Source organism: Modestobacter versicolor (genome assembly GCF_014195485.1).
GTDB classification, from domain to species: Bacteria; Actinomycetota; Actinomycetes; order Mycobacteriales; family Geodermatophilaceae; genus Modestobacter; species Modestobacter versicolor.
Genome location: NZ_JACIBU010000001.1, coordinates 2,768,638 through 2,792,994 on the forward strand (window position 1 = coordinate 2,768,638; position 24,357 = coordinate 2,792,994).

The following is a 24,357-nucleotide window of genomic DNA, read 5'->3' on the forward strand; positions in this document are numbered from 1 at the left end:
TGGGTCGGGCAGGTGGGGGCGAACGGCACCGTTCCCGGCCAAACTATGGGAGGCCGGGAGACGGGCGCCAGACCGGGCACGCGACGGTCGTGTGAACAGTGTGGCCACCGGTGCGCAGCTCGCGCGCCGGGCGGCCGGGCTCGCGTGCACCGCCGGTCAGTAGGCGCCGGAACCGCGGAAGACCGCGCCCAGCGTCTTCCACAGGATCATGAAGTCGAAGGCCAGCGACCAGTTCTCCACGTACCGGACGTCGATCCGCACCGAGTCGTCCCAGGAGAGGTCGGACCGGCCGCTGACCTGCCACAGCCCGGTGATGCCGGGCTTGACCAGGAACCGGCGGTGCATGTCGAACCCGTAGCGCTCGACCTCGGTGGGCAGCGGGGGGCGCGGCCCGACCAGGGACATGTCGCCGCGGACCACGTTGAGCAGCTGGGGCAGCTCGTCCAGGGAGTAGCGGCGCAGCACCTTGCCGACCCGGGTGACCCGCGGGTCGCCCTTCATCTTGAACAGCACGCCGTTGCCGTCGGAGTCGCGCTCGAGGGCCTGCACCATCCGGTCGGCGCCGGCGACCATCGAGCGGAACTTCAGCATCCCGAAGGTCTGGCCGTCGCGGCCGACCCGCTCCTGCCGGTAGAAGACGCCGCCCTTGCTGGTCGCGCCGACGGCCAGCGCCAGCCCGAGCAGCACCGGCAGCAGCAGCAGGATGCCGAACGCGGCGGCCGACCGGTCGAAGGTCTCCTTGGTCACCCGGCGCACACCGCGCAGCTCGGGGCGCTCCAGGTGCAGCAGGGGCAGGCCGCACACCGGGCGGATCCGCACCCGCGGCCCGGCGATCTCGGTGACCGCGGGGGCCAGCAGCAGCTCGGCCTGCGTCTTCTCCAGGTCCCAGCCCAGGCGGCGCAGCGCCGGCCCGTCGAGCTCCGGGGAGGGCAGCACCGCGACGGTGTCGACCTCGTAGCGGCGGACGACGTCGACCACCTCGGCGAGGGTGCCGAGCACCGGCAGCCCGTCGAAGTCGGTCACCGACTCCCCGCCCGGGCCGGCCGGCAGGCAGCAGCCGATCACCCGGTAGCCGTGGTAGGCCTCCCGGTCGATCTGCTCGTGCAGCGCGACGACGCCGTTGCGGTGGCCGACGATGATCGCCGTCTGCAGGAACTGCCCGCGCTCCCGGCGGCGGTGCAGCCACTTCCGCTGCCCGTAGCGCTGCACCAGGGTCAGCACGGTGGCCAGCGGCAGCGCGACGACCACGAAGCCGCGGGCGAGCTCGACCCGGAACGCCCAGGAGATGGTGCCGACCGTGGCCAGCAGGGCGATCGCGGCCCCGAACACCCGGTGGAACTCGTCGGCCCCGACCCACAGGAACCGCTCCTCGTAGGACCGGGCCACCAGCATCGCCAGCACCCACAGCGCCGGCAGCACCCCGACCAGCCACGGCGAGACGACCGGGGCCGGCCCCACGCCGCCGTCGAGCCGGTCGAAGCGGACGAGGTAGCCGACGACGGCGGCGACCAGCGCGCACAGGCTGTCACCGAGGGCGATGCGGCGGACGTAGGCGCCGCGCCAGGCGCGCCGGGCCGCGGTGCCCTCCCCGCGGAGCCGGGAGACCGTGGGCAGCCGGCGCCGGCCGGACGTCGGGCGCCGCGGGCGGGCTGCCGCGGAGCGGGGCTCGGTGGTGGTCACAGGAGCACCTCCTGTTGCCGGGATGGGGGCGCGGGTCCGCGCAGCCACTGGGACGTCGCCATGTGTCAGATTCCGATGACCGCACTGTCCGACCGACGTCGGGAACCTAGCGAGATGCGCACCGGAAGAGCACCCACAGTCGCGTGATCGACTCGACACCCAAAGTGACTGAACACCGTGCGCGCGTGCTCAGTGGATCGAGTCGCGCGCACAGAGTCACGAGCAGTCGGCGCGTTGACGTGTCGGAGACTCCATTCGAATTCACCGTGATGTCTGCCACTCAGCGCGGAAAGGCATTTGCGCAACCGATGTGCAGCGGTGGTGTGCGCAGATTTCACATCCGCGTCACCTGCCCGTACGACCGTTCCGACAACGTGTGACAACGGCGCACCGCTGCGCCGGCACCCTCCCGGCCTCGGCGCAGAGCCCGGTCCCGTCCACTCGTCGACCACCGTGGCGTTCCTCCGTCGCCGCCCGACGGAATGCGAGGCCTTCGATGCACCTGCGCCCTCCCGCCGGGCCCCGCCGCGCGCTGCGCGCTGCGGCCGCGGTGGCGGTGCTGGCCGTCACGCTGGGTGCCTGCTCCTCCGGAGGAGAGCCGACCGAGCGGCTGGACGCCCAGTCGGCCGCCGGCACGCTCGAGGAGGGCCTCACGTACTGGTCGGGCGACGGCGTCGACCTGGCCCTGGACGCCTGCCTGCCGGAGGCGGCCGAGGAGCCGACCCGCGCGGTGGTGATCGTGCACGGCGGCGGCTTCACCGACGGCGACCGGGCGAGCGGCGGCAGCCGCGCGCTCTGCGAGGCCACCGCGGCGCTCGGCCAGGCCGCCTTCTCCATCGACTACCGGCTCGCCCCCGAGTTCGTGTACCCCGCGCAGGTCGACGACCTGGCCAACGCGGTGCGGTGGTTGCGCGAACCGGCCCAGGTGCAGCGGTTCGGCATCGACCCGGCGCGGATCGGCGTGCTGGGCAGCTCGGCCGGCGCGATCATCGCGCAGAGCCTGGCCACCCGCGGGCAGGGTCCGCTGGGCACCGGTGAGCGGGTCGCGGCCGTCGTGTCGCTGAGCGGGGTGTCGGTGATGAGCCCGGAGGGCTTCACGCTCGGCGACCCCAGCCCGGCGGCCGCCCAGCTGGTGCTGCGCTACCTCGGCTGCCGCTCGGCGACCGACTGCCCGCAGTCCGTGCCGGCCTCCCCCATCAGCTCGGTCGACGCGTCCGACCCGCCGATGCTGCTGGTGAACGGCACCGGCGAGCTCGTCCCCGCCGAGCAGGCGGAGGCGATGGACGCCGCCCTGACCGGCGCAGGGGTCGACTCCGAGCTCCTCGTCATCGACGCACCCGACCACGGTGCCGCCCTGCTGACCACCGACGTCCGGCAGCGGGCGCTCACCTTCCTGGAGGACCACCTGTGACCACCCTGAGCGAGCGGCCGCCCGCCGGCGCCACCCGATCGGACCAGCACGAGCTCCGCGCCGAGCCCGTCCGCCGGGCCGCGGAGCCGACGCCGCTGCGGGACGTGCTCGGCATCGTCCGGCGGAGCTGGCTGGTGCTGCTGGTCTGCGTGCTGGTCGCGCTGGGCGCCGGCTGGGGTCTGACGGCCGCCAGCCCGGTCAGCTACGAGACCGAGACGAAGGTGCTGGTGACGCCCACCGTCACCGCCGACGCCGGGGTCAACGTCTCGCAGGCCGCCGCGGTCGTCGCCGACCAGATCCCCACCTACGCGGCCCTCGCGGAGACCCCCTCCGTGCTCGACCCGGCGATCGAGGCGTCCGGCGTCGACGTGGCGTCCACCGAGCTGACCGACGACGTCACGGCCGCGCCCATCCCGGACACCTCCATCATCGTGCTGACGGTCACCGCGGACTCCGGCGAGGACGCCGCGGAGCTGGCCAACGCGATCAGCGCCAGCCTGATCGAGCAGATCCAGGGCCAGGGCGGCCCGGTCGGCGCCAGTGCCTCGGTGGTCGAGGCCCCGGAGATCCCCAACGCCCCGTCGTCGCCGCGGCTGCTGGTGAACCTGGGCATCGCCCTCGCCGTCGGTCTGCTGGTGGCCTTCCTGGTGATCGTGTTCCGGCAGGCCCTGTCCGCGGGGAGCAAGGCCCGCCGATGACGGCAGGGACCGCCACGCCGACGGAGACCCCGCCGCCCGGCCCGGGCCGCCCCGCCCGCCGGCCCCGCCGCGGCTCGGAACTCGCCTGGGCCGCGCTGGGGGCGCTGCTCACCGCGGCGCTGACCGGGTCGTCGCTGCTCGGGCCCGAGGTGCCGGTCGCCGTCCTGGGCGGGCTGGTGCTCGTGCTCGTCGCCGCCTCCCGGCCGAAGGCGTTCGCGCTGCTGACGATGGTGGCGATCATCCTGTCGACGCCGCTGCAGAACACCCTCGGCGCCGCCGGCAGCTACGCCGACGAGGGGCTGGTCGCGCTGGCCGCGGTCGCGTTCAGCACCCGCCGGCTGGTCACGGAGGGCCGGCTGGTCTGGCTCCCCGGGTCGGGCTGGTTCCTCGGCTACCTCGCCGCCGGCCTGCTCAGCGCCGCGCTGGCGGAGGTGCCCGCCGGGACCGCGGTGCCTGCGGCCTACATCGCGGTCAAGGGCGTCGTGTTCGCCTTCGCGCTGGCGCAGCTGCGCTGGACCCGCGAGGACCTGGTCTCCCTGGTCCGGGCCGGGATCACCGTGGTGGTCGTGGTCGCGCTGAGCGGCGCGGTGAACCTGGTCGCCCCGGGGCCCTGGGCGCAGCTCACCACCGGCAACCCGCCGATCAGCTTCCTCGGCCCCGTCCCGGCGCTCAACGGGATCTTCCAGCACCCGGCCGCGTTCAGCCGGTTCTGCGGCGTCCTCGCCGTCGGCGGGCTGGTCTACGGCCTGGTCGTGCGCCGCTCGCTGGGCAACACCGTGCTGGTGCTGCTCAGCGGTGGCCTGGCGTTCCTGACGCTGCAGGTGAAGTCGATCGTGGGCCTGCTGGCCACCCTCGGCATCGTCGGGGTGCGGTTCCTCCGTCCGGCCGGGGTCGCCGCGCTGGTCTGCACGCTGCCGCTCGCGGCGATCGTCGCCGTCCCGCCGCTGGTCTCGCTGATCGGTGGCGACCTGGACCTCTACCTCACCCAGGACTCGGCCCGCTCGCTGCTCACCCAGGGCGGGGTCACCGTCGCCGCGCAGTACTTCCCCTTCGGCGCGGGCTTCGGCCGGTACGGCAGCGCCACCGCGGCCACCGACTACAGCCCGCTGTACTACGCCCTGGGCTTCCCCGGCCGGTACGGGCTGGGCCCCGGACCGGACGGCGGTCAGTTCCTCAACGACACCCAGTGGCCGGCCGTCTTCGGCGAGGCCGGCTGGATCGGCGCGGCCTTCTTCGCCGCCGGCCTGGTCTGCCTCGCGGTCTCGCTGTGCCGGCGCACCCGCGCCGACGAGGACGTGCTGGTCCGCTGGCTGAGGGTCACCGGCCTCGGCTGGATGGTGCTGCTGCTGGTCGAGACGACGGCGGCGCCGGTGTTCGTGTCGACGCCGTCGTTCCCGTTCGTCTTCGCCGCCGCCGGGGTGGTCGCGTCCTTCCGGCGCACCGCCCGCGACGAGCAGGTGCCGGCGGTCGGCGTCCTCCCGGTGGAGGACGCCGAGCAGCGGCCCGGCGGGCGCCACCGCTGGACCGCCCCCGAGCCGGCCGGCCCGTCGCCGGAGCACTGACCCCGCAGCACTGACGCCCGCGGCCGGTGGCCGCGGGCGTCAGGTGGGGCGTCGGGGTGGGGTGGTGACCCGCCGTCAGGCCGCCATGTCCGGGTCGGCGGCGAGCCGGTTGACCGCGCAGCCCGCGGCGGCCAGGACCACGGTGCGGTCGAGGTCCTCGACCTCGACCGCGTGGCCGATGGCGGTGTCCCGCATGAGCTGGGCGAGCTGCTGCTGGTGGTCGTCGACGTGCTCGGCCCGCGACCGGCGCCGCACCACCGCGATGGGCGAGATCCCCAGGTCGAGCAGGCACATCACGGTGCCGACGCCGGCGTGCGTGATGACGACGTCGGCCTCGGTGGCGTAGCGCTCGAAGTCGGCGCCGGAGACCTCCCGGTGCACGGTGCCGGGCAGGTCGACGCGCGGCGTGGTGTCACCGAGCTGCCAGACGGTGTCCTCGCCGGCGATGCCGAGCTCGAGGACCCGGTCCAGCAGCGCGTGGAAGCCGTAACCCCGGATCGTGCCCAGGGTGACGAACAACCGCGGCCGCTCCGGCAGGCGCTCGCGGCGGGGGACGCTCTCGTAGGTGGAGAAGACGCTGGGGTGCACCCCCCACCGGCCACCGGACCAGGAGGGGTGCTGGGTCCGGGTCTGCGCCACCCGCAGCCCGGCGATGAGCCGCCCGCTGAGCGAGGGGCCCTGGGTGCGCGACACGCTCTCGATGTAGAGCGGCGGCACACCGGCCAGCCGGGCGGCCGGGAGCGCGGCCAGCGCCAGCGCCGAGCCGGTGCTCACGGCGGCCTCGAACCCCCCGGCGCGGACGGCCGGGACGATCTGCCGGAAGGCCTGCGCGACGGTGCGGGCGTCGCGGGGCTGGATGTAGGGCACGTAGAGCACGTTGCGACCGTCGAGCAGCGACTCGCTCTGGTTGTTGCGGAAGCTGATCCACAGCGAGTCGTCGGTGGCGCCCAGCCCGGGGGCGAGCCGGACCAGCTGCGCGAGGTGCCCTCCGGTGGAGGCGGCCAGCAGGAGCTTGCGGGGGGCGGCCGGTCGGAGGTCGGGCAGCGGCGGGGTCTTCACTCGCGGCTCCTCTCGGGTGGGGTGAACACGGGTGCCTCGGCCGGCGGCGGTGCCAGTGGGGACGGGAGCGGGGTGCCGGTCGGCGGGGCCAGGACGGCCTCCGGCGGTCCGGCGACGGGGGCGGGCACCGGGGCAGGGGTGCTCGGGCGGGCGGTGCCGAGGCGGGAGCGGCGGAGCCAGCCGGGCGGGGCGTAGAGCCAGCGCACCCGGCTGGTGAGCCGGGCGAGCAGGAGGGAGGCCACGAGGGTCGCGGCCGTGAGCGCCACCTGCACGCCGACGGCCACCGACCGCGGCCACGCGGCGGTGTCGGCCAGGCCGATCAGGGCGACCGCCGGCACGATGACGTAGAGGTGCAGCAGGTAGACCTTCAGGCTGTTGGTGCCCAGCGTGCTCAGCCGGGAGAACGCCCGGAAGCGCACCAGCTGGGCGCAGACCAGGATCCCGGTAGCGACGGCGACGGTCTGCCCGGCCAGGACGACGAAGGGCACCGAGCTCAGGCCGAGCACGATCAGCCCGGTCACCACCGCGAGGGCGACGAGCGCCAGCAGCAGGTGCACCGGCCGGGCGGCGGTGACCGCCCGGCGGATCCACTGCGCGCGGACCGCACCCAGGACGAAGAAGAAGAACAGCGCGCCGACGCGGTTCCAGCCGATGTTCCCGGTGTCGACGACCCCGGTGGTGAACAGCGTGGAGACGACGCCGGAGCCCGCCAGCTGGGCCCACACCGGCGCCCGGGCCACCAGGTGGCGCAGCAGGGTGAACAGGAACAGCGCGTAGAGGAACCAGTAGCTGCTGCTGGGCCAGAGCAGGATGAGCGGCAGCGCCAGCGGGTCGGTCGCGTCGATCTCGCCGAGCTCGCCGTTCAGGCCGGGGACGACCAGGTAGAAGACGGTGCGGACGACCGACCACAGCACGTAGAGGTAGAGCAGCGACAGCAGCCGTCGGCGCCAGAGGTCACCGAGCCGGAACTCACCGTGCCGGCCGGCGAAGATGCCGGCGATCAGGAAGAACGCCGGCATCGGGAACAGCTCGAAGACGGCCTTGGCCCGGCCGAGGACGGCGTCCACGTCGGCGCTCTGCAGGTAGAGGGTGACGTGGTAGGCGACGACCATGAACATCGCCAGGCCCTTGGTGGGGTCGGTCCAGCCGCCCCGCGCCGGCGGCGCAGTGCTCCCCGCGGTCATGGCCATCGCAGCGTTCCGTTCCTCGTGCCGACCGCCCGGTCCCGGGCGTCGAGCTCGTCGAGTGGCAGCACCGCCACGACAGGGAGGCCGCACCTCCACCCGCTGCGGACGTTAACGAGCCCCCGTGGGTCCTGTGGGGCAGCCGTGTGAAGTCCCGGTGAACTGACCTCGGCGACCGCCGGCCGGGTGCGTGCCCGTGGCCTCACCCGGGCAGCCGGCGGATCAGCCGGGCCGGCAGACCCCCGTAGACGGCGTCGGGCTCGGTGTCCTCGCTGACCACCGCGCCGGCGGCGACCACGCAGCCGGCACCGACGGTGACCCCGCCCAGCACGGTCACCCCGGCCCCCAGCCACGCGCCGTCGCCGATGGTGATGGGGGCGCTGGTGACCGCGCCGGCCCGCTGGTCGGGACCACCGAGCTCGTGGGTGGTCGGCAGCAGGCTGACGCCGGGCCCCAGGTGCACCCGCTCGCCGAGCACGACGGCCGCGTTGGCGCCGATGGTGACGTTGACGTTGAGGAAGCAGCCGCGGCCCAGCTCGAGGTGGTCGACGCCGCCGGTGAACCGGATCCACGGGTACACCCGCGCGCCGCCGCGCACCCGCACCCCGAGGAGACGGAGCAGCCGGGCCCGGGTCTTCGGCGTCCACACGGGGCTGCCGGCGAGGGAGCTGGCCAGCGCGCCCCGGACGGTGCCGGCCACTACGCGGCACCCCGGCTGAGCTCGACCGCCGGCAGGCCGTCGACGTTGCGCCGGGCGAGCTCGACCACCCGGGGCAGCGCGGCGCGGATCGACGTCCGGACGTCGGAGCCCTCGGGGAGCACCCGGTCGACGACGTCGAGCACGGTGGCGGCGAAGCCGGCGCGGGGGTCGACGCACAGCTCGGGCGCGGCGAACAGCTGCACGAGCCCCTCGACCTTGCCCTGGGTGGCCAGGGTGATCGCCGGGACGCCGTTCAGCAGCGACATGACCGCCAGGTGCATCCGCCCGGTCACGGTGACCGCGGCCCGCTCGGTGAGCCCGCGGACCTGCGCCGGGGTGAGCAGCCGGTGCACCTGGCTCACCCGGTCGGTGCCGACCCGGGCGGCGACGGCGGCGCAGGCGGTGACGTCGTCGCCGGGCCGGCGGGACACGTGCGGCAGCAGGACGACGTGCAGGCCGCGCTGGCGCAGGCCCTCGACGATGCGCACGTAGTCCTCGGTCTGGTCCAGCCGGCCGGCGAGCAGCCCGCTCGCGTTGACCAGCGCGACCGGTCCGGTGACGCCGGCGAGCAGCTCGTCGGCGGCCGACCGGTCGACCGACCGGGCGGCGAACACCACGTCGGCCACCTCCTCCACCGGGGCGATGCCGTCGCGGCGGGCCCGCTCGGCGGAGAGCGGGTCGCGCAGCAGCAGCCGCACGCCGCTGCGACCGGCCCGGGCGAGCGCGCGCCGGGCGGTGGGGCGGGCGCGGTCGCTCCAGCTGAACCCGACGACCCGGGTGGGCACGCCGGCCCGGGCCGCGGCGGTGGCCAGCGTGGACCGCCGCACCGACGCCGGCAGGGAGTACCGGCCGTCCATCACGTCGGCGCCGACCACCGACAGGTCGGTGGCCGACGCCAGCGCGCGGCCGAACCGGGCCACCGCGGCCAGGTGCGCCCGACCGGTGCCGTAGACCAGGTGCGGGATCACCAGGAGCTCGACCCGGTCCGCGAACTCCGCCGGGAGCTGCACCTGCGCGGCGTCGGGGACGACCAGCGACACCGGCCCGGCGGTGTTCTCCAGCAGCGCCTCCAGCAGCGCCTGGTCGCCGATGTTGCCGCCACCGGGGGCGGCGAGGACCAGGTGGGTCCCCGCCCCCGGCGCGCGGGCCGCACCGCGGGCGTTCCGGCTGACGACCAGCCGGTCGGTGCGGGCCGGGACGCCGGAGGCGACCACGGCGCGCCTGCCGACCCGGGCGAGCCGCGAGACGAGCTGCTTCATGCGCCGGCCTCTCGATCGGGCCGGCCGGAGCCGGCGACGGCACCGGCGGACGCGAGCGGCCCACCGGCCTCACGGGTGCTGGTCGGGGCGGCGCCGGCGGCGTGGCGGCCCCGGGCCTCCCCCCGCGCCGGGCGGCCGTGCCGGCCACGGCGGCGACCGAGGTGCTCGCGCAGCGACCACATCCGCCGCGCGTCGCGGCGGTAGGCGGGCCACAGCAGGACGAGGAGGCCGGCCACGGCGACCAGCACCAGCGCACCGACCAGCAGCCGGAGGACGTGCGCGTCGGCGGGCAGCTCCCGCGTGCTCAGCCAGGAGACCGCCGAGGCGGTGCCGAACACGACGAGGGCGCGCAGGCCGTTGCCGAACATCCGGCCGACCGGGGCGTCGGACGCGCGGCGGATCCACAGCAGGGCGGTCGGCCAGGACAGCGCCGCCCCGGCGGCGTAGGCGACCGCCACGCCGCGCAGGCCCCAGACCGACCCCGCGACGACCATGGCGGCCACGACCGGCCGGGTGACCAGGGCGTAGACGAACTGGGTCCGGGTGAGGCCCTTGGCCAGGAAGACCCAGTAGGTGGCGTAGCCGGCCGCCTGGAAGAAGCCGGCCACCAGCAGGATGCGCAGCAGCGGGACGACCTCCGGCCACTGCGGGCCCAGCGCCAGGTGTACGACGTCGGGCGCCTGGGCGACGAGGACGCCGAACACCGTGCCGATCAGGCTCAGCAGCACGACCTGGCCGAAGAGCAGGAAGTCGGCGAACCGCTCGCGCTGGTCCTGCAGCCGGGAGAGCACCGGCAGGGCGACCCGGGTCGAGGGCATCTGCACCTGCAGCAGCGGCATCATCACCAGCTGGAAGGCCCGGTTGTAGAGGCCGGCCGGCACGGCACCGAAGCGCGCGCCGATGGTCAGCGTGTCGACGTTGCTGGCCAGGTGGTTGAGCAGCTGGGCGCCGATGAGCTGGGCGCCGTAGCCGACGAAGGGCCGGATCGACTCGTCCCGGCGCGGGCGGCCGGGCAGCCAGCGGTTGGTGGCGACCAGCAGCACCTGGGTGACCACCAGCTGGCCGAGCTGCAGGACGACGAGCGCCCAGTAGCCGGCACCCAGCGCCGCCGCGGTGATGCCGAGCGCGACCCCGGCCAGCTGACCGGTGATCTCGGACAGGGCGAGCCGGCCGAAGCGGAGGTGGCGGGCGTGCATCGCCCGGTACTGCGTGGAGATGCCGTTGAGCAGGAAGGTGGCCGACAGCGCCATGGCCAGCGGCACCAGCCGGTCGTCGTCGAAGGCGGCGGCCAGCAGCGGCGCGGCCGCGCAGACCAGCACGGCCAGCACCCCGCCGATGCCGGTGTTCAGCCAGAAGAGGTTGTCCCGCTGGCCGTCGGTGAGCACCCGGGCCTGGATCGCGGCGGAGGAGAGCCCGAAGTCCCGGAAGATCTCGCCGAACCCGATGATCGCCGCGACGATCGCGACCAGCCCGTAGTCCTCCGGGGACAGCAGCCGGGCGAGGACGACGATGCCGGCCAGCTGCACCACGACCCGGACCGCCTGGCCGACCAGGGTGACCACGGCCCCGCGGGACGCCGACCCGGCCAGCCCCCTGCCGCCGCTCACGGGTGCACCGCTCACCGGTGGCCGCGGAGCGCCCGCGCCCGGCGGTAGGCCTCGGCGTGGCGCCGGCCGACCTCGTCCCAGTCCCGGTCGTCGAGCCGCGGGCCGCCGGCCGGCAGGTCGGTGGTTCGGTCGATGGCGTCGCGCAGCACCTCCGCGGTGAGCTCGCCCCGGTACTGCAGCACCCACCCCGGCCCGACCTCCTCGGCCAGCGCCTCGTTGGTCGGCGACGCCGGCACCAGCACCGGGCGGTCCAGGGACAGCGCGGCCAGCAGCGACCCCGAGTTGTGCATGACCCCGCGGTAGGGCAGCACGACCAGCTGCGCCCGGCGGATCTCCTCGACCAGGACGTCGTCGTCGACGTACCGGAGCAGGCTGCTGACCCGGGGGTCGCGGGCGGTGCCGGCCTCCACCATCTCCGCCTGGCCCTCGTGCGGCTTGCCGACCACGCGCAGCCGCAGGTCCTCCCCCGGCACCTCGGCGAAGGCGTCGATGAGGGTGTCGATGCCCTTGTAGGGCCGGATGATCCCGAAGTAGAGGACCCGGCCGGGCTCGGCGTCGGGCAGCGGGTACCGGGAGAACCGCTGGCGGTAGTGGCCGTGCGGGATGGTCACGTCGTCCCGCCCGGCGGTCACCGGGCTGGCCGGGTTGAGCCGCACCACCAGGTCGATCGCCCGGGTGAACCGGCGCAGCGACCGCTGCTCGGCCGCGGTGCCCGCCTCGTGCGGGTGCACGTTGTGCGCCGTCCAGACCAGCGGGATCCGCTGCAGCCGGAGCCGCAGCAGCAGCACGTCGAGCAGCCGTCGCCGGACCACCCGCAGGTAGGGCCGCCGGCTGTCCCGGATGAGCAGCTCGGGCCAGTGCACGTGCAGCACGTCGTAGCGCTCGCGCAGCGCGGTCCGCCAGGAGAAGAACCGGACGTCGACCTCCGGCGCGGCGCCGTCCACCATCTGGTCGACGTACTTGGTGGTGCCGTCCGGCGGCCGCAGCGAGTGCAGCACGACCAGCCGGGGCGCCGTCCCCGTCCGGCCGGCGTCCGGGCCGCCGGTCACAGCCAGGAGGCGAAGGTGGAGATCATGTCCTGCTGCGTCCAGCTCGGCACCACGTGCCCCTGGTCGTGCTGCTGGACGCGGACGTCGGTCGCCACCGGGCGCGCCAGGTCGGCCATCGCCAGCCCGTGCCGGGTGGGCGGGACGACGGGGTCGACCAGCGAGACGACGGCCTTGAACCGCTTGCCGGTCCAGGAGGCCTGCGGCAGCCGCGCCGGGTTGGTGGCCGCGATCAGCGCCGGGTCGTCGCCGTAGGGCGGGCCGATGCGACCGGGGTCGCGGGAGTACAGCTCCTCCATGTCGTAGGTGCCGTTGGCCAGGTAGATGCCCTTGAGCGCCGGCACCAGGTTCGTGGCGTAGGCGTAGGTCATCAGCGCGGCGCCCCCGGAGTTGGCCCGGGCGAACGCGACGCCGACGGTGAACACGCCGCTCACGTACTTCGACCAGTTCACCTGGTGGGTCAGCGCGGCCTGCGTCGTCCAGGTGCTGGGCCCGCCGAACAACGGGCAGATGCACACCGCGCCCTGGTCGACCGCCATCATCGCGCCGTAGTTGTAGGCGCCGTCCAGCGCGGTGTGGGTGCTGCCGTTGGAGTGGTAGAACCACACGACCCCGCCCTTGGCCCTCGCCTTCGGCGGCGTCGCCCACGGCACGTAGAGCCGGGCGGTGTCGGTGCCCCAGACGACGTCGATCGTCTCGAACGGCTTCTTGCCGAGCCGGGTCGTCCGGGTGTCGGTGCGGGACACCTCGCCGGGCAGCTTCGGGATCGGGGTGTACACCGGCGCGGCCTGCGCGGGCTGGGAGCCGATCGCGACGGCGGCCAGACCGGCGGCGGCGCCGGTCAGCACGGTCCGGCGGCTGAAGCCGGGCCGGGACGTCGGGGGCTCGTCGGCCTCGGGGCGCCAGGTGTTCACGTGTGTCCTCCCCGGCGGGGGCCACGACGGGGTGGACGCCCGCCCGTCGACCTCGTCGAGTGATGCGGTCGAAAGCTAACCGCGCGACCAGGCGGTGACAACGCAGGTCGCGCAACGTTCACCTGCCCGGTCACGGCCCGTAACACGCGCTGGCCCGGGGCCCGGGAACGCGCCGCCGGGGGCTTTGACAGGCCCCGGCGGCTCGCGCATCATCGGCCGCACCGGCCCCCACCGCGGCCACCCCGGACCCCCTCCGGTGGCCCCCGCGGACCGGCGGAGACTCCGACGACGCAGTCCCGGCACCCGCCCGATCCCGTCGCCCGAGCCCGTCGTGCCCAGAGGAGACCCGTGGCCTCCATCGCCGTGACCTCGCCGTCGGACGGCGACCGCGTCAGCGGCACGGTCGACGTCACCGTCCGGGTGTCCGGCGGCAGCGAGGTGGGCGAGGTGACCGTCGTCATCGGGCTCCCCGAGGCCGGCACCCGGACGGCCACCCGGGTGCGGGACCGGGAGTACCGGGTGCGCTGGGACACCACCCGCAAGCTCGTCGACCCCGACGTGGCGGCGCCCTCGGACGCGCTGTTCTGGATCACCGCGCGGGCCGAGGTGGACGGCGTCCAGGTCGACGCCCCCCACGTCGCGGTGACCACGGCGAACCGCTCGTCCGCCGCGGGCAGCCGGGCCGCGGCCGGTGGCTGGCGGCCGGAGCTGGCCTGGGCCGCGGACTACAGCGGGTCGACCGAGCGCTGGCGGGAGAGCCACGCCGTCGTGGTCGGCAGCGCCTACGCCGAGGTGCAGGACGACCCCGTGCTCGGCGCGGCCCGTCGGGTGGTCGCGGTCTCGGTGCCGAACTCCGCGAAGCGCGACGAGGACCAGCCGACGGACACCACGGTCCGCTTCCAGTCCTCCAGCCCGCGCACGGTCGTCGAGGGCGACGAGTTCTGCGTCGGTTTCGCCTTCCTGCCCCCGCCGGACTTCCCCACCGTCTTCCCCGACGACGACCCGACGAACCCGGGCGACCGGGCGACCGGCTACATCGCCCTGTTCCAGTTCTACGGCCCGCCCTACGAGCAGGGGTCGCCGTTCGTGCTGCACGCGAACCGGCGCACGGTCGACGACCCGGTCGACGAGTTCGCCGTCCGGGGCAACGAGCTCAACCCCGGCGACCCGGTGGCGTTCCTGGCGCTGCCCTACCGGCGTGGCCGGTGGACCGACGTGGTGTTCCGGGTGCGGGCGTCGTCGTCGATCGAGGAGGGCTGGGTCGAGACGTACGTCAACCAGGGCGAGTCGACCGCCGTGCGCCCGGTGCAGCTGACCACCGGCACGGTCCGGCTGCCCCGGGTGCTGCTGCGACCGGACTCCGAGCCGTTCCGCACCGACCTGCAGCTGTACCGGGTCAACGACCGGTTCGACCGGGTGTCGGTGCTCTTCACCGGTCACCGGATCGCGGAGACCGTCGAGGAGGCCGACCCGCGCTCCTACCGGGACGGCGTGCTCGCGTGACCCAGGACCTGACCGTCGAGGAGGCCGACCCGCGCTCCTACCGGGACGGCGTGCTCGCGTGACCCAGGACCTGACCGTCGAGGCCCGGGACGACGAGCTGCCCGCGGAGCCGCCGCACCGCCGGCCGCCGCTGTCCCGGCGGGCCTTCCTCGCGGCCGGCGCCGCGGCGCTGGCCGCCGGCGGCGCGGGGCTCGTCGTCGCGACCCGGACCGGAACCCCGACGTCGGGGCCGGCCGGCAGCACACCGCTGCCCCCGGCCGCTCCGCCCCCGGCACCGCCCGTCGTGGCGGGGACGCTGGACGCGGTCCTCGCGGCGGTGGAGCAGAGCACCGGCGGGCGGCTGCTCGGCAGCCCGTGGAGCGCCTGGTCCGGCGTGACCTCCGCCGCCTGGAGCAGCAGCTACGTGTGCTGGCTGCTGCGCGACAACGGCGTCCCGCCGACCGCCGACCCCGCCACCCTGCACGCCGCCCTCGCGCAGGCCGGCCGGGTCGGCCCGACCCCGCAACCCGGCGCGCTGGTCTTCTACCACCGCGGCGACGAGACCCGGCCGGTGCACGTCGGCCTCGTCACCTCGGTCACCGCCGGCGTGCCCCAGACCGTGGAGGGCGACCACCCGATGAACCTGCCCCACGCCGAGCGGTTCGTCCGCCGGTTCGCCCGGCCCTGGGACGAGCGGGTCACCTTCGCCCTCCCGGTGTACGCGTGACCGCGCTGGTCAGCGTCGTCCTGCCGGTGTTCGACGACGAGGCGCACCTCGAGGACGCGGTCGAGCGGGTGCTCGCCCAGCGGGGCGTCGACGTCGAGCTGGTGATCGTCGACGACGGCTCGTCCGACGGCTCCCGGGTTATCGCCCAGGCCGCCGCCGACCGCGACCCGCGGGTGGTCTTCCGGCCGCTCGCCGAGAACGGCGGCGTCGCGCGCGCCCGCCGGCACGGCGTCGAGGCGGCCAGCGGGACCTGGGTCTGGTTCGTCGACTCCGACGACGCCTGGCCCTCCGATGCCGCCGCCCGGCTGGTCGCCGCGGCCGCGCAGGGCGCCGACACCGACGTCGTGGTGGCCGCTGCCGACGTCACCCACGCGAGCGGCAGGGCCCCGAGCCGGCACCTCGCGCCCAGCAGCCCGCCGGTCGACGGGCGGGAGGCGTTCCGGCTGCTGCTCACCGGCGACGTCACCGGACACCTGTGGAACAAGCTGTTCCGCCGGGAGCTGCTGCTGGGCATCGAGTTCACGCCGGCCCGGGTGCAGTCCGACCTCGCGATGACCGCCCAGTCGCTGGCCGCCGCCCGACGGGTCGCCTTCCTGCCCGAGACCGTCTACGAGTACCGCATCCGCAGCAGCTCGATCATCACCTCGAGGTCGCGCCGGGCCGAGTCGCTGGAGCTCATCGCCGGCGTCGTCGACCGGGTGGCGGCCACCGTGCAGCCGCCGCTGACCGGGACCGACGAGCACCGCTACTTCGTCGTCCGCTACCTGACGCTGTCCGGCATCAAGGACGCCGTCACCGGCGCCTGGTCCGACGAGGAGCGGGCCGGGCTCCTGCGCCGGCTGCGGCCCCGGCTGGGCCCGCGCGAGTTCGCGCTGCTGGCCCGCCGGCGCGACGCGAAGCGGCTGGCGCTGGCCGCGACGGCCCGGACGTCGCTGCGCGCCTACCGGAAGGTGCTCGCCGCCGGGAACAGGTGAGCGGGCTCACCGCCGGCGTCCGCCCTGGTGAACGGTCGGTTACGTCTCCGGTCCAGCCGTGGGACGACGGCGTCCGCGCCCCTAGGGTCGGTCGCAGGATCGGCGAGACGGTGCTGAACGGCCAGCGCGTGCTCCCGCGACGTCCCATCCCCGACCCGAGAGGCGCTGCGGTGAAGGTGTTCGCGATCGGCCGTGGTCAGTACGAGAACATCGGCGACATCGTCCTGCGCCGCCAGCTGCTGGACTGGGTCCGGCCGGCCGGCGAGCTGCACGTCTACGTCGGCCCCTCCCCCGCCGGTTACGACGAGGGCCTGGGCCTGGGTCCCGACGACCGGGTCTACCGCTCGCTCGGGGAGTGGTACCGGGAGGCGCTGTCGGCCGCGCTGCGCGGCCGGGCCGCCTACGTGTTCAAGCCCGGCGAGATCCAGCTGACGCTGGTCGGGATGAAGGAGCACCTGTCGATGCTGCCGCTGCTGGTGGCCCTGCGGCTGCGTGGCGGCCGGGCCGTCCGGGCCGGGGTCGGCACCCGCAACTACGCCGCGGTCCCGCGGGCGCTGATGCGCCCGTCGATCGCGCTGTCCGACGTCACGCTGTGGCGCGACCTGACGACCGGCGAGTACATGGGCAGCGGGGCGGTGATGCCCGACCTCGCCTTCGGGGAGGGCGCGGACGACGCCGCGGTGGCCCGGTTCGCCACTGATGCCGCGACCCGCAGGGTGCTCGTCGTGTCGATGCGCGGCGACCAGCCCGACCGCCCGTACCCGAGCCCGGCGTGGATCGAGGGGGTGCGCCGCTACGCGGAACTGCACGGCCTGCAGGTCTGGGCGGTCACCCAGGTGGAGACCGACGACGCCCGCACCCGGCAGCTGGCCGCCGACCTCGGTGGGCAGGCGCTCACCTGGGACGGCACCGGGCACCTGGCGCAGGAGCAGCGGCTGCGCGAGCTCTACGCCCGCACCGCGATGGCGCTGTCGGACCGGCTGCACGTGGTCATCGGCGCCTTCACCGAGGGCGCGGTGCCGGTGGGCTCGCTGGTCGCGCCGTCGGACAAGATCGACCGGCACTTCCGCACCATCGGGATCGACGACGTGACGGTCGACGCCTCGGGCACCTCCCTCGATGCGCTGGTCGCCCGGCTCGAGGCGCTGGCAGCACGGCGGGCGGAGGTGTTCGGCAGCCTGCTCGAGGCGCGGGCCCGGCTGCGCGGCCACCGGGACGACGTGCTGCAGGTGCTCACCGGCCAGGCCCCACCGACGGCGCCGCGGCCGGTCGCCGACCCGATCGCGAGCTGACGGTGGGCGCCTCTCGGCCGACCGTGCACCACCTGGGCCGGGTCGGGGACATCGCCGGCGGGATGACCCAGGTGGTGAACGGCTACCTGGCGTGGCCGTTCCCCCGGGTCGACGTCGCGGTGATCACCTCGCGCGGCGACCCCGGCGACCACCGGGCCGCGGCGGGGAAGGCGGCCGGCGCGCTGCTGCGGGTGCTGCGGCTGCCGCGCGGGTCGTCGGTGGTGGTGGCGCACCTGTCCGAGCGCGGGTCGTTCTACCGCGAGGGGCTGCTGATGCGGATCGCGCACGCCCGCGGCGTCGCGACCGTCGCCCACCTGCACGGCAGCTCCTTCGCCCGGTTCGCCGCGGCGCACCCGCGGGTGACCGGGTGGACGCTGCGCGGTGCCGACCGGGTCATCACGCTCTCCGACGAGTCGACCGAGGTGGCCACCCGCTTCGTGCCGGCCGAGCGGGTGGTGCTGGTCCCGAACGCGATCCCGTCCAGCCGGCCGGCAGAGAAGCAGGACCTGGTGGTGTTCGGCGGCGTCGTGTCGCACCGCAAGGGCATCGACGTGCTCCAGGACGCCTGGGAGCAGGCGTCCGCCCCGGGCTGGGAGCTCGTGGTGGCCGGGCCCGTGCGGGACGAGCAGCTGGTGCGTGCCGGGATCCCCGGGGTGCGGATGGCCGGCTCGCTGGCGCACGAGGAGCTGATGGCGCTGCTGGACCGGTCCCGGATCGCGGTGCTGCCCTCGCGCGACGAGGCGATGCCGATGTTCATCCTGGAGGCGATGGCCCGGGGGAACTGCGTCATCTCCACCGACGTCGGGGGGATCGCCGCGGTGCTCGAGGGCGGCCGCGGGATCGTCGTCCCGCCGTCGGACGTCGAGGCCTTCCGGACGGCGCTGCAGTCGGTGCTCGACGACCCGGGACGGCGCGCGGAGCTGGCCGCCGCGGCGCTGACCACGTTCGAGCAGCGGTACAGCGCGGACGCCGTCTTCCCCCGGGTCGAGGACCTCTGGCTGGCCGCCCTCGCCGCCCGCCACCCGGGGACCGCGACCGCCCACCCGGCGGATCGGCGTGTCGTTGGCGACACGCCGTGAGTGTCTAGGCACTCACTGCCATACGAATTACCTTCCGGTAAGTCGGTTCGGGGACCGGCGCACACGGGGGGACACACAGTGCACAGCGCACAGCACGGCCCGGAGACAGCGGGCCGCCATCGCCGCGTCGAGGCATCGGCCGCGCTCACCGAGACCGGGCGCCACCGCGCCGTCGCCGCGCGCCCGGAGCCCGTCGCAGCACCTGCCGTCGTCGAACCGGTGCGCCGCCGGCACGCGGCCGACGCCGCGCCCGCCACCCATCCGGACGCCCGGGTGCGCACCCGCAGCCGCACCCCGCAGCGACTGGTCGCCGGCACGGCCCTCCTCGCCATCGCGATGGCCCCGGTGCTCGCCCGCTCCAGCAGCGCGCTCGGCCTGCACGACGCCGTCGCCGCGGAGGTCGCCGCCAACCCCGACCAGGCCGAGGACACCCTCGAGGCACTGAGCCGCGGCGGCGTCCTGGCCGCGTCCATCACGCCCAGCCCGACCGCGGAGCCCGATTCCGTCACGGCGGGAACCGGCGGCCCGAGCACCCCGTCCGGGAGCACCTCCGCCGGCACCGGCACCGCGGGCCCGGCCACGGCCGGCTCCGCCCCGTCCGGCTCCACCTCGTCCGGCTCCACCCCGTCCGGCTCCACCCCGTCCGGCTCGACCTCCTCCGGTCCCACCCCGGACGGCGGCACGCCGGGCGCCGGACCGTCGTCCACCGCGAGCGCCCCGCCGGTTGTCGGTGGGCAGAGCGCCCCGGGCGCACCACTGACGCCCGACGGCGGGTCGACCGTGCCCACCGCCGCCGGGAGCGCACCGAGCCCCGCCCCGGGCACCGGCCCGACCACCGATCCGACGACGCAGGCCGGCGGCTCTCCCACCGCCGGCACGCCGGAGGCGAGCGTGCCCGAGGACCAGGCCGCGCCCACTCGGACCACGGCGGAGCAGGAGGTCGCGCCGGTGACCACCGACGCGACCACCCCGACCAGCCGGGCCGCCGAGCCGACCGGCGACCCGATCGAGTCCGTGATCGCCAGCATCACCGCCGTCCTCGGCGGCTGAGCCGCCGGGCCTCAAACGTCGGGCGGTCCCGCTCTCCCCCGGGCGAGGGAGGGGATGGTCGCGGAGGTCAACCGATCCGCTGCCCGGGTCGACAACTCCTCCATGCCGACCGCCACCACCACGGTCGACCACGGGGACCTGCCACAGCTCACCTCCGCGGTCGTCACCGACGCCGTCACCCTGCTCCCCACCCGGGCCACGCTGCTCGACCACCTCGCCGAGCGTTCCCCGTCCTCGGACGTCGCACCTGCCGCGCTGGTCCTCGTCGGCCTGCTGCACCGCGACACCGGCTGGCCGATGCCGGGCAGCCACCTCGACCGGGTCGCGGGCGCGCTCTCCGCGGACCTGCGCAGCGACGACTGGATCGCCCGCTCGGGCCCCACGGAGTTCGCCGTCGTGCTCAACGGCGCCGCCCCGGACGCCGAGACCGCTGCCAACCGCCTGATCCGCACCGTGCTCGGGGTGGAGATCCCGGGCCTGACGGCCTGCGCCGGCATCGCCGGGCTCTCCCCTGACACGTCGGCCAGCGAGGTCCACCGCCGGGCCACGCTCTGCCTCGCCACCGCGCGCAGCGTCGGCAGCGGGCAGGTCATCCGCTACAGCGGCACCCGCCACTGAGGACCGCAGCGACGCGGCGCCCGGTGATCGGCGCGCCCGTCGCTGCCCCGCCCGGTGACGCCGGGTGGTCGCGCGCCCGGTCGAGGGCCGTCACCACCTCGCGGCCGGCGCGGGTTCCCGCTGCTCGAACGGGTGAGCCGACCTTCGCAGCCCGACAGACCGCGACCGCGCGCGCTTACTCTGCGTGTACTGCACCTGGAGCCCGGAGGACGACATGAGCGACCCCACCCCGGCCGACCCGGCCGACGTCGCCGTCGATCCCGCGCCCGGTGACCCGGCGTCGGACGAGACCGGCACGGACGAGCCCCGGCCCGGTCGCCGGCGGTGGCTGCGACGCACGCTGATCACCCTGGGCGCCCTGTCGCTGGTGCTCACGCTGGTCATCGGCGGCGGCCTCTGGTACCTGACCAACCGCTACGGCGGGAACATCGAGCGCGTCACCGACGTGTTCGACGGCCTGGACGACGCCTCCCGCCCCGCAGCCCCCTCCCCGACCGCCGTGAACGCGCCGGCGGCCGAGCCCGTCACCTTCCTGCTGGTCGGCTCGGACACCCGGGAGGACCTCGCCCCCGGCGAGCTGCCCGACGCCCGCTCCGACGCGATCATGATCGCGCGCTTCTCCGGCGACCGGCAGCACGCCCAGGTCATCTCCATCCCCCGCGACTCCTGGGTCGACATCCCCGGCCGCGGCCAGGCCAAGATCAACGCGGCGTACGCCTACGGCGGCCCGACGCTGCTGATCCAGACCGTCGAGCAGCTGACCGGCGTCCGCATCGACCACTACGCCGCGATCGACTTCGACGGGCTCACCCAGGTCACCGACGCCCTCGGCGGGCTGGACGTCGTCGTCCCGGAGACCACCACCTGGGGCCCGTACACCTTCACCGCCGGGGTCAACCACCTGGACGGCGAGGCGGCGCGCTGGTACGTCGGGCAGCGGCACGGCCTGCCCGGTGGCGACTTCGACCGGGTCAAGCGGCAGCAGAACTACCTGCGCGCCATGTTCACCCAGCTGTTCAGCCAGGACGTCTTCACCTCGCCCGGCAAGCTCGACGAGACGCTGCTGGCCGTCACGAGCGCCGTCGCGGTCGACGACGGCCTGAGCAACGCCGACCTGCTCTCCCTGGCCTACTCGCTGCGGGGGCTCACCCCGTCGACCGTCCAGTTCTTCACCGCGCCCGTGCTCGGCACCGGCACGGAGGGCACGGCCAGCGTGGTGTACCTGGACCGGACGACCGGCGAGCGCATGTGGGGCTACCTCAACACCGACTCGCTGAGCCAGAACGCCGACGAGTTCGCCGACGAGGCCCTGCCCGCCGTCACGAACTGACCGCTCGGCCTGCGGCCCGGCACTGCTCCGGCGGTGCCGGGCCGCGCGCACGTCCGCTGCCGTCACGGCCCTGCGGCGCGCACCCGTCGCGCGCCGTCGTCCGGCACGGCCCGGGGGACGACGGCGGGCGGCTGCCCTCCGGGGCACGGCCGGCGATCCGGGCCGCTCCCGGTGCCCGGTCGGCTGCCCCGTGCCCCCGCGGGGGCTCCCCCAGGACGGCGTGGGGACGAGGGCGCCGGCTCCCGGGCGGGCGCGTGCCCGGCCGGAGCGGTCCGGCGCAGGGCGTCCTGGCCCGGGCTCCTGACGCCCGGGACAGCTGCGCACCTCGCTCACCGCCGCCACCCGCGACAGCCGAGGTCACCGTGCGCGGGGAGGGCAGCCGGTGGCTCTCCACCCGCCGGCCACCGACAGCAGAGAGCACCGGCGACGGGTCGCCGGTGCTCTCTGCTGTCTGGCTCGGCCGTCCGAGCGGGGGGGTGCGTCGGGTCAGGACCGCGCGCTGGCGGGGCTCCGCTCCGCCGGCACCTCGTCCGTGGCGGACTCGTCCGTCTCGGCAGCCGCCTCCGCGTCCGCCGGCTCCTCGGCCTGGGCCGGAGCCTGGGCCTGGGCCTGGGCCTGGGCCGGAGCCTGGGCCGGAGCCTGGGCCGGAGCCTGGGCCGGAGCCTGGGCCGGGGCCGGAGCAGCCGGGGCCTGCGCCGGAGCTGAGTCCTGGGCAGCCACCGGGACAGCGGTCGCCCCGGCGGGCTCGTCACCCACCGGCTCCGGGTCGGCCGTGGCCTCCGCCGACGGCGCGGGGTCCGCGTCGTCGGTGTCGGTGGCGTCGTCAGTGGCGGCGTCGTCGGTGGCGGTGTCGTCGGTGGCGGTGTCGTCGGTGGCGGTGTCGGCGTCGTCGGTGGCGGCGTCGTCAGTGGCGGTCTCATCGACGGCCGCATCCGCAGTGGCCGTGTCGTCGGTGGCTGCGTCAGCACCGGCGGCGTCGTCCGCCACGTCGGCGGCGGCCACGTCCCTGGCCTCCACCGCGGGCACCGGGACCGGCGTCGGCACCGGCATCGCGACCGGCTCGTCGTCGCGCTCGACGGCGTCCGGACGTGCCGTGCCGGCCGGCTCCGCGCGGCGCTTGGCCGACCGGCGGCGCTTCGACGACTGCGCACCGGCGGGGGTGCGCCCGTAGGACGACACCAGGTCGGACTTGGCCGGGACCACGGTGAGCACGACGCCCAGCGTCGTGGCGCCCACCCGGTCGAGCAGGACGCCGGCCTGGTGCAGCTGCTCCTTGCTCGTGGTGCCGTAGCGCACCACGAGGAGCACCCCGTCGACCAGGACCGCGAGGTCGGTGGCGTCGGCGGAGGCGAGCACCGGCGGCGCGTCGATGATCACGAAGTCGTTGCGGTCGCGCAGCTCCTGAAGCAGCGTCCCCATCCGGGTGGACTCGAAGAGCTCGGTGTCCCCGCTCGGCACCGGTCCGGCGGGGAGCACCGACAGGTGGTCGCTGCCCCACGGCTGGAGCGCGGCGGCCAGGGCGACCTGGCCGCTGAGGACCGTGCTGAGACCGTCCTGCTCGCCCAGGCCCAGCTGGCCGGCCAGCCGCGGGCGGCCGAGGTCGGCCTCCACCACGGTGACCCGGCGACCGGCCTCGGCCAGCGCGCGACCGAGCTCGACGGCGACGCTGCTCGCGCCCTGCGCGGGGACCGGGCTGGCGACCATGAGCACGGTGGTCGGCCCGGTGCTCGGCAGCGACTGCACGATCGAGCGCAGCTGCCGGTAGCCCTCGGGCACCCGGCCGGGGGCCTGCTCGAGCACGTGGTCGGCGTCGCCGGCCGGCAGCCGCGGGATCACGCCGAGGACGGGAGCCCCGGTCAGCGCCGTGGCGACGTCCGCGTCGCTGACCGACCGGTCCCAGCTGGCCCGGGCGAGCGTCACGGCCAGCCCGAGCACCAGCCCGAGCAGGCCACCGAGGACGACGTTGCGGCTGGTCTGCGGCGAGCTGGGCGCGGTGGGCAGCTGGGGCGACTGCACGACGGTCACCTGGATCGGTGAGCCGGTGTCCTCGTCGTCGGCCTCCAGCTCGGCCACCATCTGGGGGAACTGGACGCCCAGCCCGTTGGCGATCTGCTGCGCCCGGGCGGGCGAGGGGTCGGTGACGGAGACGTCGATCAGGACGGTGTCGGTGACCGCGGTCGCCGTCACCTCCGCGGCCAGCTCGCCCGGCGTCATGTCCAGGTCCAGCTGGTCGATCACCCGCCCGGCGACCTCCTCACCGGTGAGGAGCTGGGTGTAGGAGCTCACCCGCTGCTGGGACAGCTGGCTGCCCTGCAGGGCGTCGGTGGCCGACTCCGACCCGGTGGTCGAGACGAACAGCTGCGACGTCGCGGTGTAGACGGGGGTGGTGGCCAGGCTCAGCCCCAGCGCCGCCATGGCGCCGAGCACGAGGCCGATGACGACGAGCCACCAGCCTGATCGCACTGCGGCCACGGCACTTCTGAGCTCCAACGTCGTCCTCCACCGGTTCTGCGGTCACGTTCGGTCACACGCGACGCGCGATGCAGATGACCATAGGAGCGGCCGACGGGGAATGGGACGGCCCCAACCCAAAAGGATGGGACCGGGGCGCCGACACCCACCCGGCGGGTGGACAGTGCTCGTGACGCACCGCTGTCGCGTGCATCATGGCCACCGTCCGCCCTG

General features: G+C 75.4%; 20 protein-coding genes. 11 read left to right on the forward strand and 9 right to left on the reverse strand.

Going from position 1 to position 24,357, the window contains the following annotated elements:
* Positions 1–156: 156 nt before the first annotated feature.
* A complete protein-coding gene (locus tag FHX36_RS13605) occupies positions 157–1,680 on the reverse strand; it encodes a sugar transferase (protein WP_110550826.1) in 1,524 nt (507 codons plus the stop codon).
* 496 nt (positions 1,681–2,176) lie between these two features.
* Between FHX36_RS13605 and FHX36_RS13610 the strand changes: the two genes are divergently transcribed.
* Genes FHX36_RS13610 through FHX36_RS13620 form a run of 3 tightly spaced genes read left to right on the forward strand, consistent with a single transcriptional unit; the run spans position 2,177 to position 5,351 of the window.
* Entirely contained in the window at positions 2,177–3,091 is a 915-nt protein-coding gene (locus FHX36_RS13610; protein ID WP_110550827.1) for an alpha/beta hydrolase, read from the forward strand.
* Positions 3,088–3,789 carry a YveK family protein gene (locus FHX36_RS13615; protein WP_110550828.1) on the forward strand — a complete coding sequence of 234 codons (702 nt, stop codon included), beginning with the start codon at positions 3,088–3,090 and terminating at the stop codon, positions 3,787–3,789. The genes FHX36_RS13610 and FHX36_RS13615 overlap by 4 nt, the downstream gene beginning before the upstream one ends.
* The gene (locus FHX36_RS13620; RefSeq protein ID WP_110550829.1) at positions 3,786–5,351 is read left to right on the forward strand and encodes a hypothetical protein; all 1,566 of its coding nucleotides are present in this window, start codon (positions 3,786–3,788) and stop codon (positions 5,349–5,351) included. The genes FHX36_RS13615 and FHX36_RS13620 overlap by 4 nt, the downstream gene beginning before the upstream one ends.
* Positions 5,352–5,426: 75 nt before the next feature.
* Here the strand turns inward: FHX36_RS13620 and FHX36_RS23965 are convergent, their stop codons facing one another.
* The 7 genes from FHX36_RS23965 to FHX36_RS13655 form a co-directional block, all read right to left on the reverse strand.
* On the reverse strand, positions 5,427–6,410 hold the full coding sequence (locus tag FHX36_RS23965) for a glycosyltransferase (protein WP_110550830.1): 984 nt from the start codon (positions 6,408–6,410) through the stop codon (positions 5,427–5,429).
* Positions 6,407–7,600: an acyltransferase family protein gene (locus FHX36_RS13630; RefSeq protein WP_110550831.1), complete on the reverse strand. Its 1,194-nt coding sequence runs from the start codon at positions 7,598–7,600 to the stop codon at positions 6,407–6,409. Before FHX36_RS13630 ends, FHX36_RS23965 begins: the two co-directional genes overlap by 4 nt.
* Positions 7,601–7,796: 196 nt before the next feature.
* On the reverse strand, positions 7,797–8,294 hold the full coding sequence (locus FHX36_RS23970; protein ID WP_181428632.1) for an acyltransferase: 498 nt from the start codon (positions 8,292–8,294) through the stop codon (positions 7,797–7,799).
* Positions 8,294–9,553 (reverse strand): polysaccharide pyruvyl transferase family protein, encoded by a 1,260-nt coding sequence (locus FHX36_RS13640; RefSeq protein ID WP_110550833.1) that lies wholly within the window; start codon positions 9,551–9,553, stop codon positions 8,294–8,296. The genes FHX36_RS23970 and FHX36_RS13640 overlap by 1 nt, the downstream gene beginning before the upstream one ends.
* Positions 9,550–11,160, reverse strand: a complete 1,611-nt coding sequence (locus tag FHX36_RS13645; RefSeq protein WP_220035807.1) for a lipopolysaccharide biosynthesis protein — start codon at positions 11,158–11,160, stop codon at positions 9,550–9,552. Before FHX36_RS13645 ends, FHX36_RS13640 begins: the two co-directional genes overlap by 4 nt.
* An 11-nt stretch (positions 11,161–11,171) precedes the next feature.
* Positions 11,172–12,209 carry a glycosyltransferase gene (locus FHX36_RS13650; RefSeq protein ID WP_220035808.1) on the reverse strand — a complete coding sequence of 346 codons (1,038 nt, stop codon included), beginning with the start codon at positions 12,207–12,209 and terminating at the stop codon, positions 11,172–11,174.
* Positions 12,206–13,120, reverse strand: a complete 915-nt coding sequence (locus tag FHX36_RS13655; RefSeq protein WP_110550835.1) for a hypothetical protein — start codon at positions 13,118–13,120, stop codon at positions 12,206–12,208. Before FHX36_RS13655 ends, FHX36_RS13650 begins: the two co-directional genes overlap by 4 nt.
* Before the next feature lie 348 nt (positions 13,121–13,468).
* On the opposite strand from FHX36_RS13655, the gene FHX36_RS13660 reads away from it, so the two are divergent.
* The 8 genes from FHX36_RS13660 to FHX36_RS13695 all read left to right on the forward strand — a co-directional run bounded on the left by FHX36_RS13660 (position 13,469) and on the right by FHX36_RS13695 (position 21,672).
* Positions 13,469–14,623 carry an Ig-like domain-containing protein gene (locus tag FHX36_RS13660; RefSeq protein WP_110550836.1) on the forward strand — a complete coding sequence of 385 codons (1,155 nt, stop codon included), beginning with the start codon at positions 13,469–13,471 and terminating at the stop codon, positions 14,621–14,623.
* Between the two features lie 58 nt (positions 14,624–14,681).
* Positions 14,682–15,329, forward strand: coding sequence for a C40 family peptidase (locus FHX36_RS13665; protein WP_181428633.1), 648 nt, complete (start codon positions 14,682–14,684; stop codon positions 15,327–15,329).
* Positions 15,326–16,303, forward strand: a complete 978-nt coding sequence (locus FHX36_RS13670) for a glycosyltransferase family 2 protein (protein ID WP_181428634.1) — start codon at positions 15,326–15,328, stop codon at positions 16,301–16,303. The genes FHX36_RS13665 and FHX36_RS13670 overlap by 4 nt, the downstream gene beginning before the upstream one ends.
* 170 nt (positions 16,304–16,473) lie before the next feature.
* Positions 16,474–17,595 carry a hypothetical protein gene (locus FHX36_RS13675; RefSeq protein ID WP_110550838.1) on the forward strand — a complete coding sequence of 374 codons (1,122 nt, stop codon included), beginning with the start codon at positions 16,474–16,476 and terminating at the stop codon, positions 17,593–17,595.
* Between the two features lie 2 nt (positions 17,596–17,597).
* A complete protein-coding gene (locus FHX36_RS13680) occupies positions 17,598–18,674 on the forward strand; it encodes a glycosyltransferase family 4 protein (RefSeq protein WP_110550839.1) in 1,077 nt (358 codons plus the stop codon).
* 219 nt (positions 18,675–18,893) lie between these two features.
* Positions 18,894–19,724 (forward strand): hypothetical protein, encoded by an 831-nt coding sequence (locus FHX36_RS13685; protein WP_110550758.1) that lies wholly within the window; start codon positions 18,894–18,896, stop codon positions 19,722–19,724.
* 102 nt (positions 19,725–19,826) lie between these two features.
* Positions 19,827–20,342, forward strand: a complete 516-nt coding sequence (locus tag FHX36_RS13690; protein ID WP_181428623.1) for a GGDEF domain-containing protein — start codon at positions 19,827–19,829, stop codon at positions 20,340–20,342.
* Between the two features lie 214 nt (positions 20,343–20,556).
* Entirely contained in the window at positions 20,557–21,672 is a 1,116-nt protein-coding gene (locus tag FHX36_RS13695) for an LCP family protein (protein WP_110550756.1), read from the forward strand.
* 486 nt (positions 21,673–22,158) lie between these two features.
* On the opposite strand, the gene FHX36_RS13700 is transcribed toward FHX36_RS13695, so the two are convergent.
* Positions 22,159–24,162, reverse strand: coding sequence for a tyrosine-protein kinase domain-containing protein (locus FHX36_RS13700; protein WP_110550755.1), 2,004 nt, complete (start codon positions 24,160–24,162; stop codon positions 22,159–22,161).
* Positions 24,163–24,357 lie beyond the last annotated feature (195 nt).

What these genes read in the sequence shown, in the direction of transcription:
- FHX36_RS13610 (WP_110550827.1), top strand. Translation starts at nt 2,177, where the DNA reads ATGCACCTGCGCCCTCCCGCCGGGCCCCGCCGCGCGCTGCGCGCTGCG.
- FHX36_RS13620 (WP_110550829.1), top strand. Translation starts at nt 3,786, where the DNA reads ATGACGGCAGGGACCGCCACGCCGACGGAGACCCCGCCGCCCGGCCCG.
- FHX36_RS13630 (WP_110550831.1), bottom strand. Translation starts at nt 7,600, where the DNA reads ATGGCCATGACCGCGGGGAGCACTGCGCCGCCGGCGCGGGGCGGCTGG.
- FHX36_RS13640 (WP_110550833.1), bottom strand. Translation starts at nt 9,553, where the DNA reads ATGAAGCAGCTCGTCTCGCGGCTCGCCCGGGTCGGCAGGCGCGCCGTG.
- FHX36_RS13690 (WP_181428623.1), top strand. Translation starts at nt 19,827, where the DNA reads ATGCCGACCGCCACCACCACGGTCGACCACGGGGACCTGCCACAGCTC.
- FHX36_RS13695 (WP_110550756.1), top strand. Translation starts at nt 20,557, where the DNA reads ATGAGCGACCCCACCCCGGCCGACCCGGCCGACGTCGCCGTCGATCCC.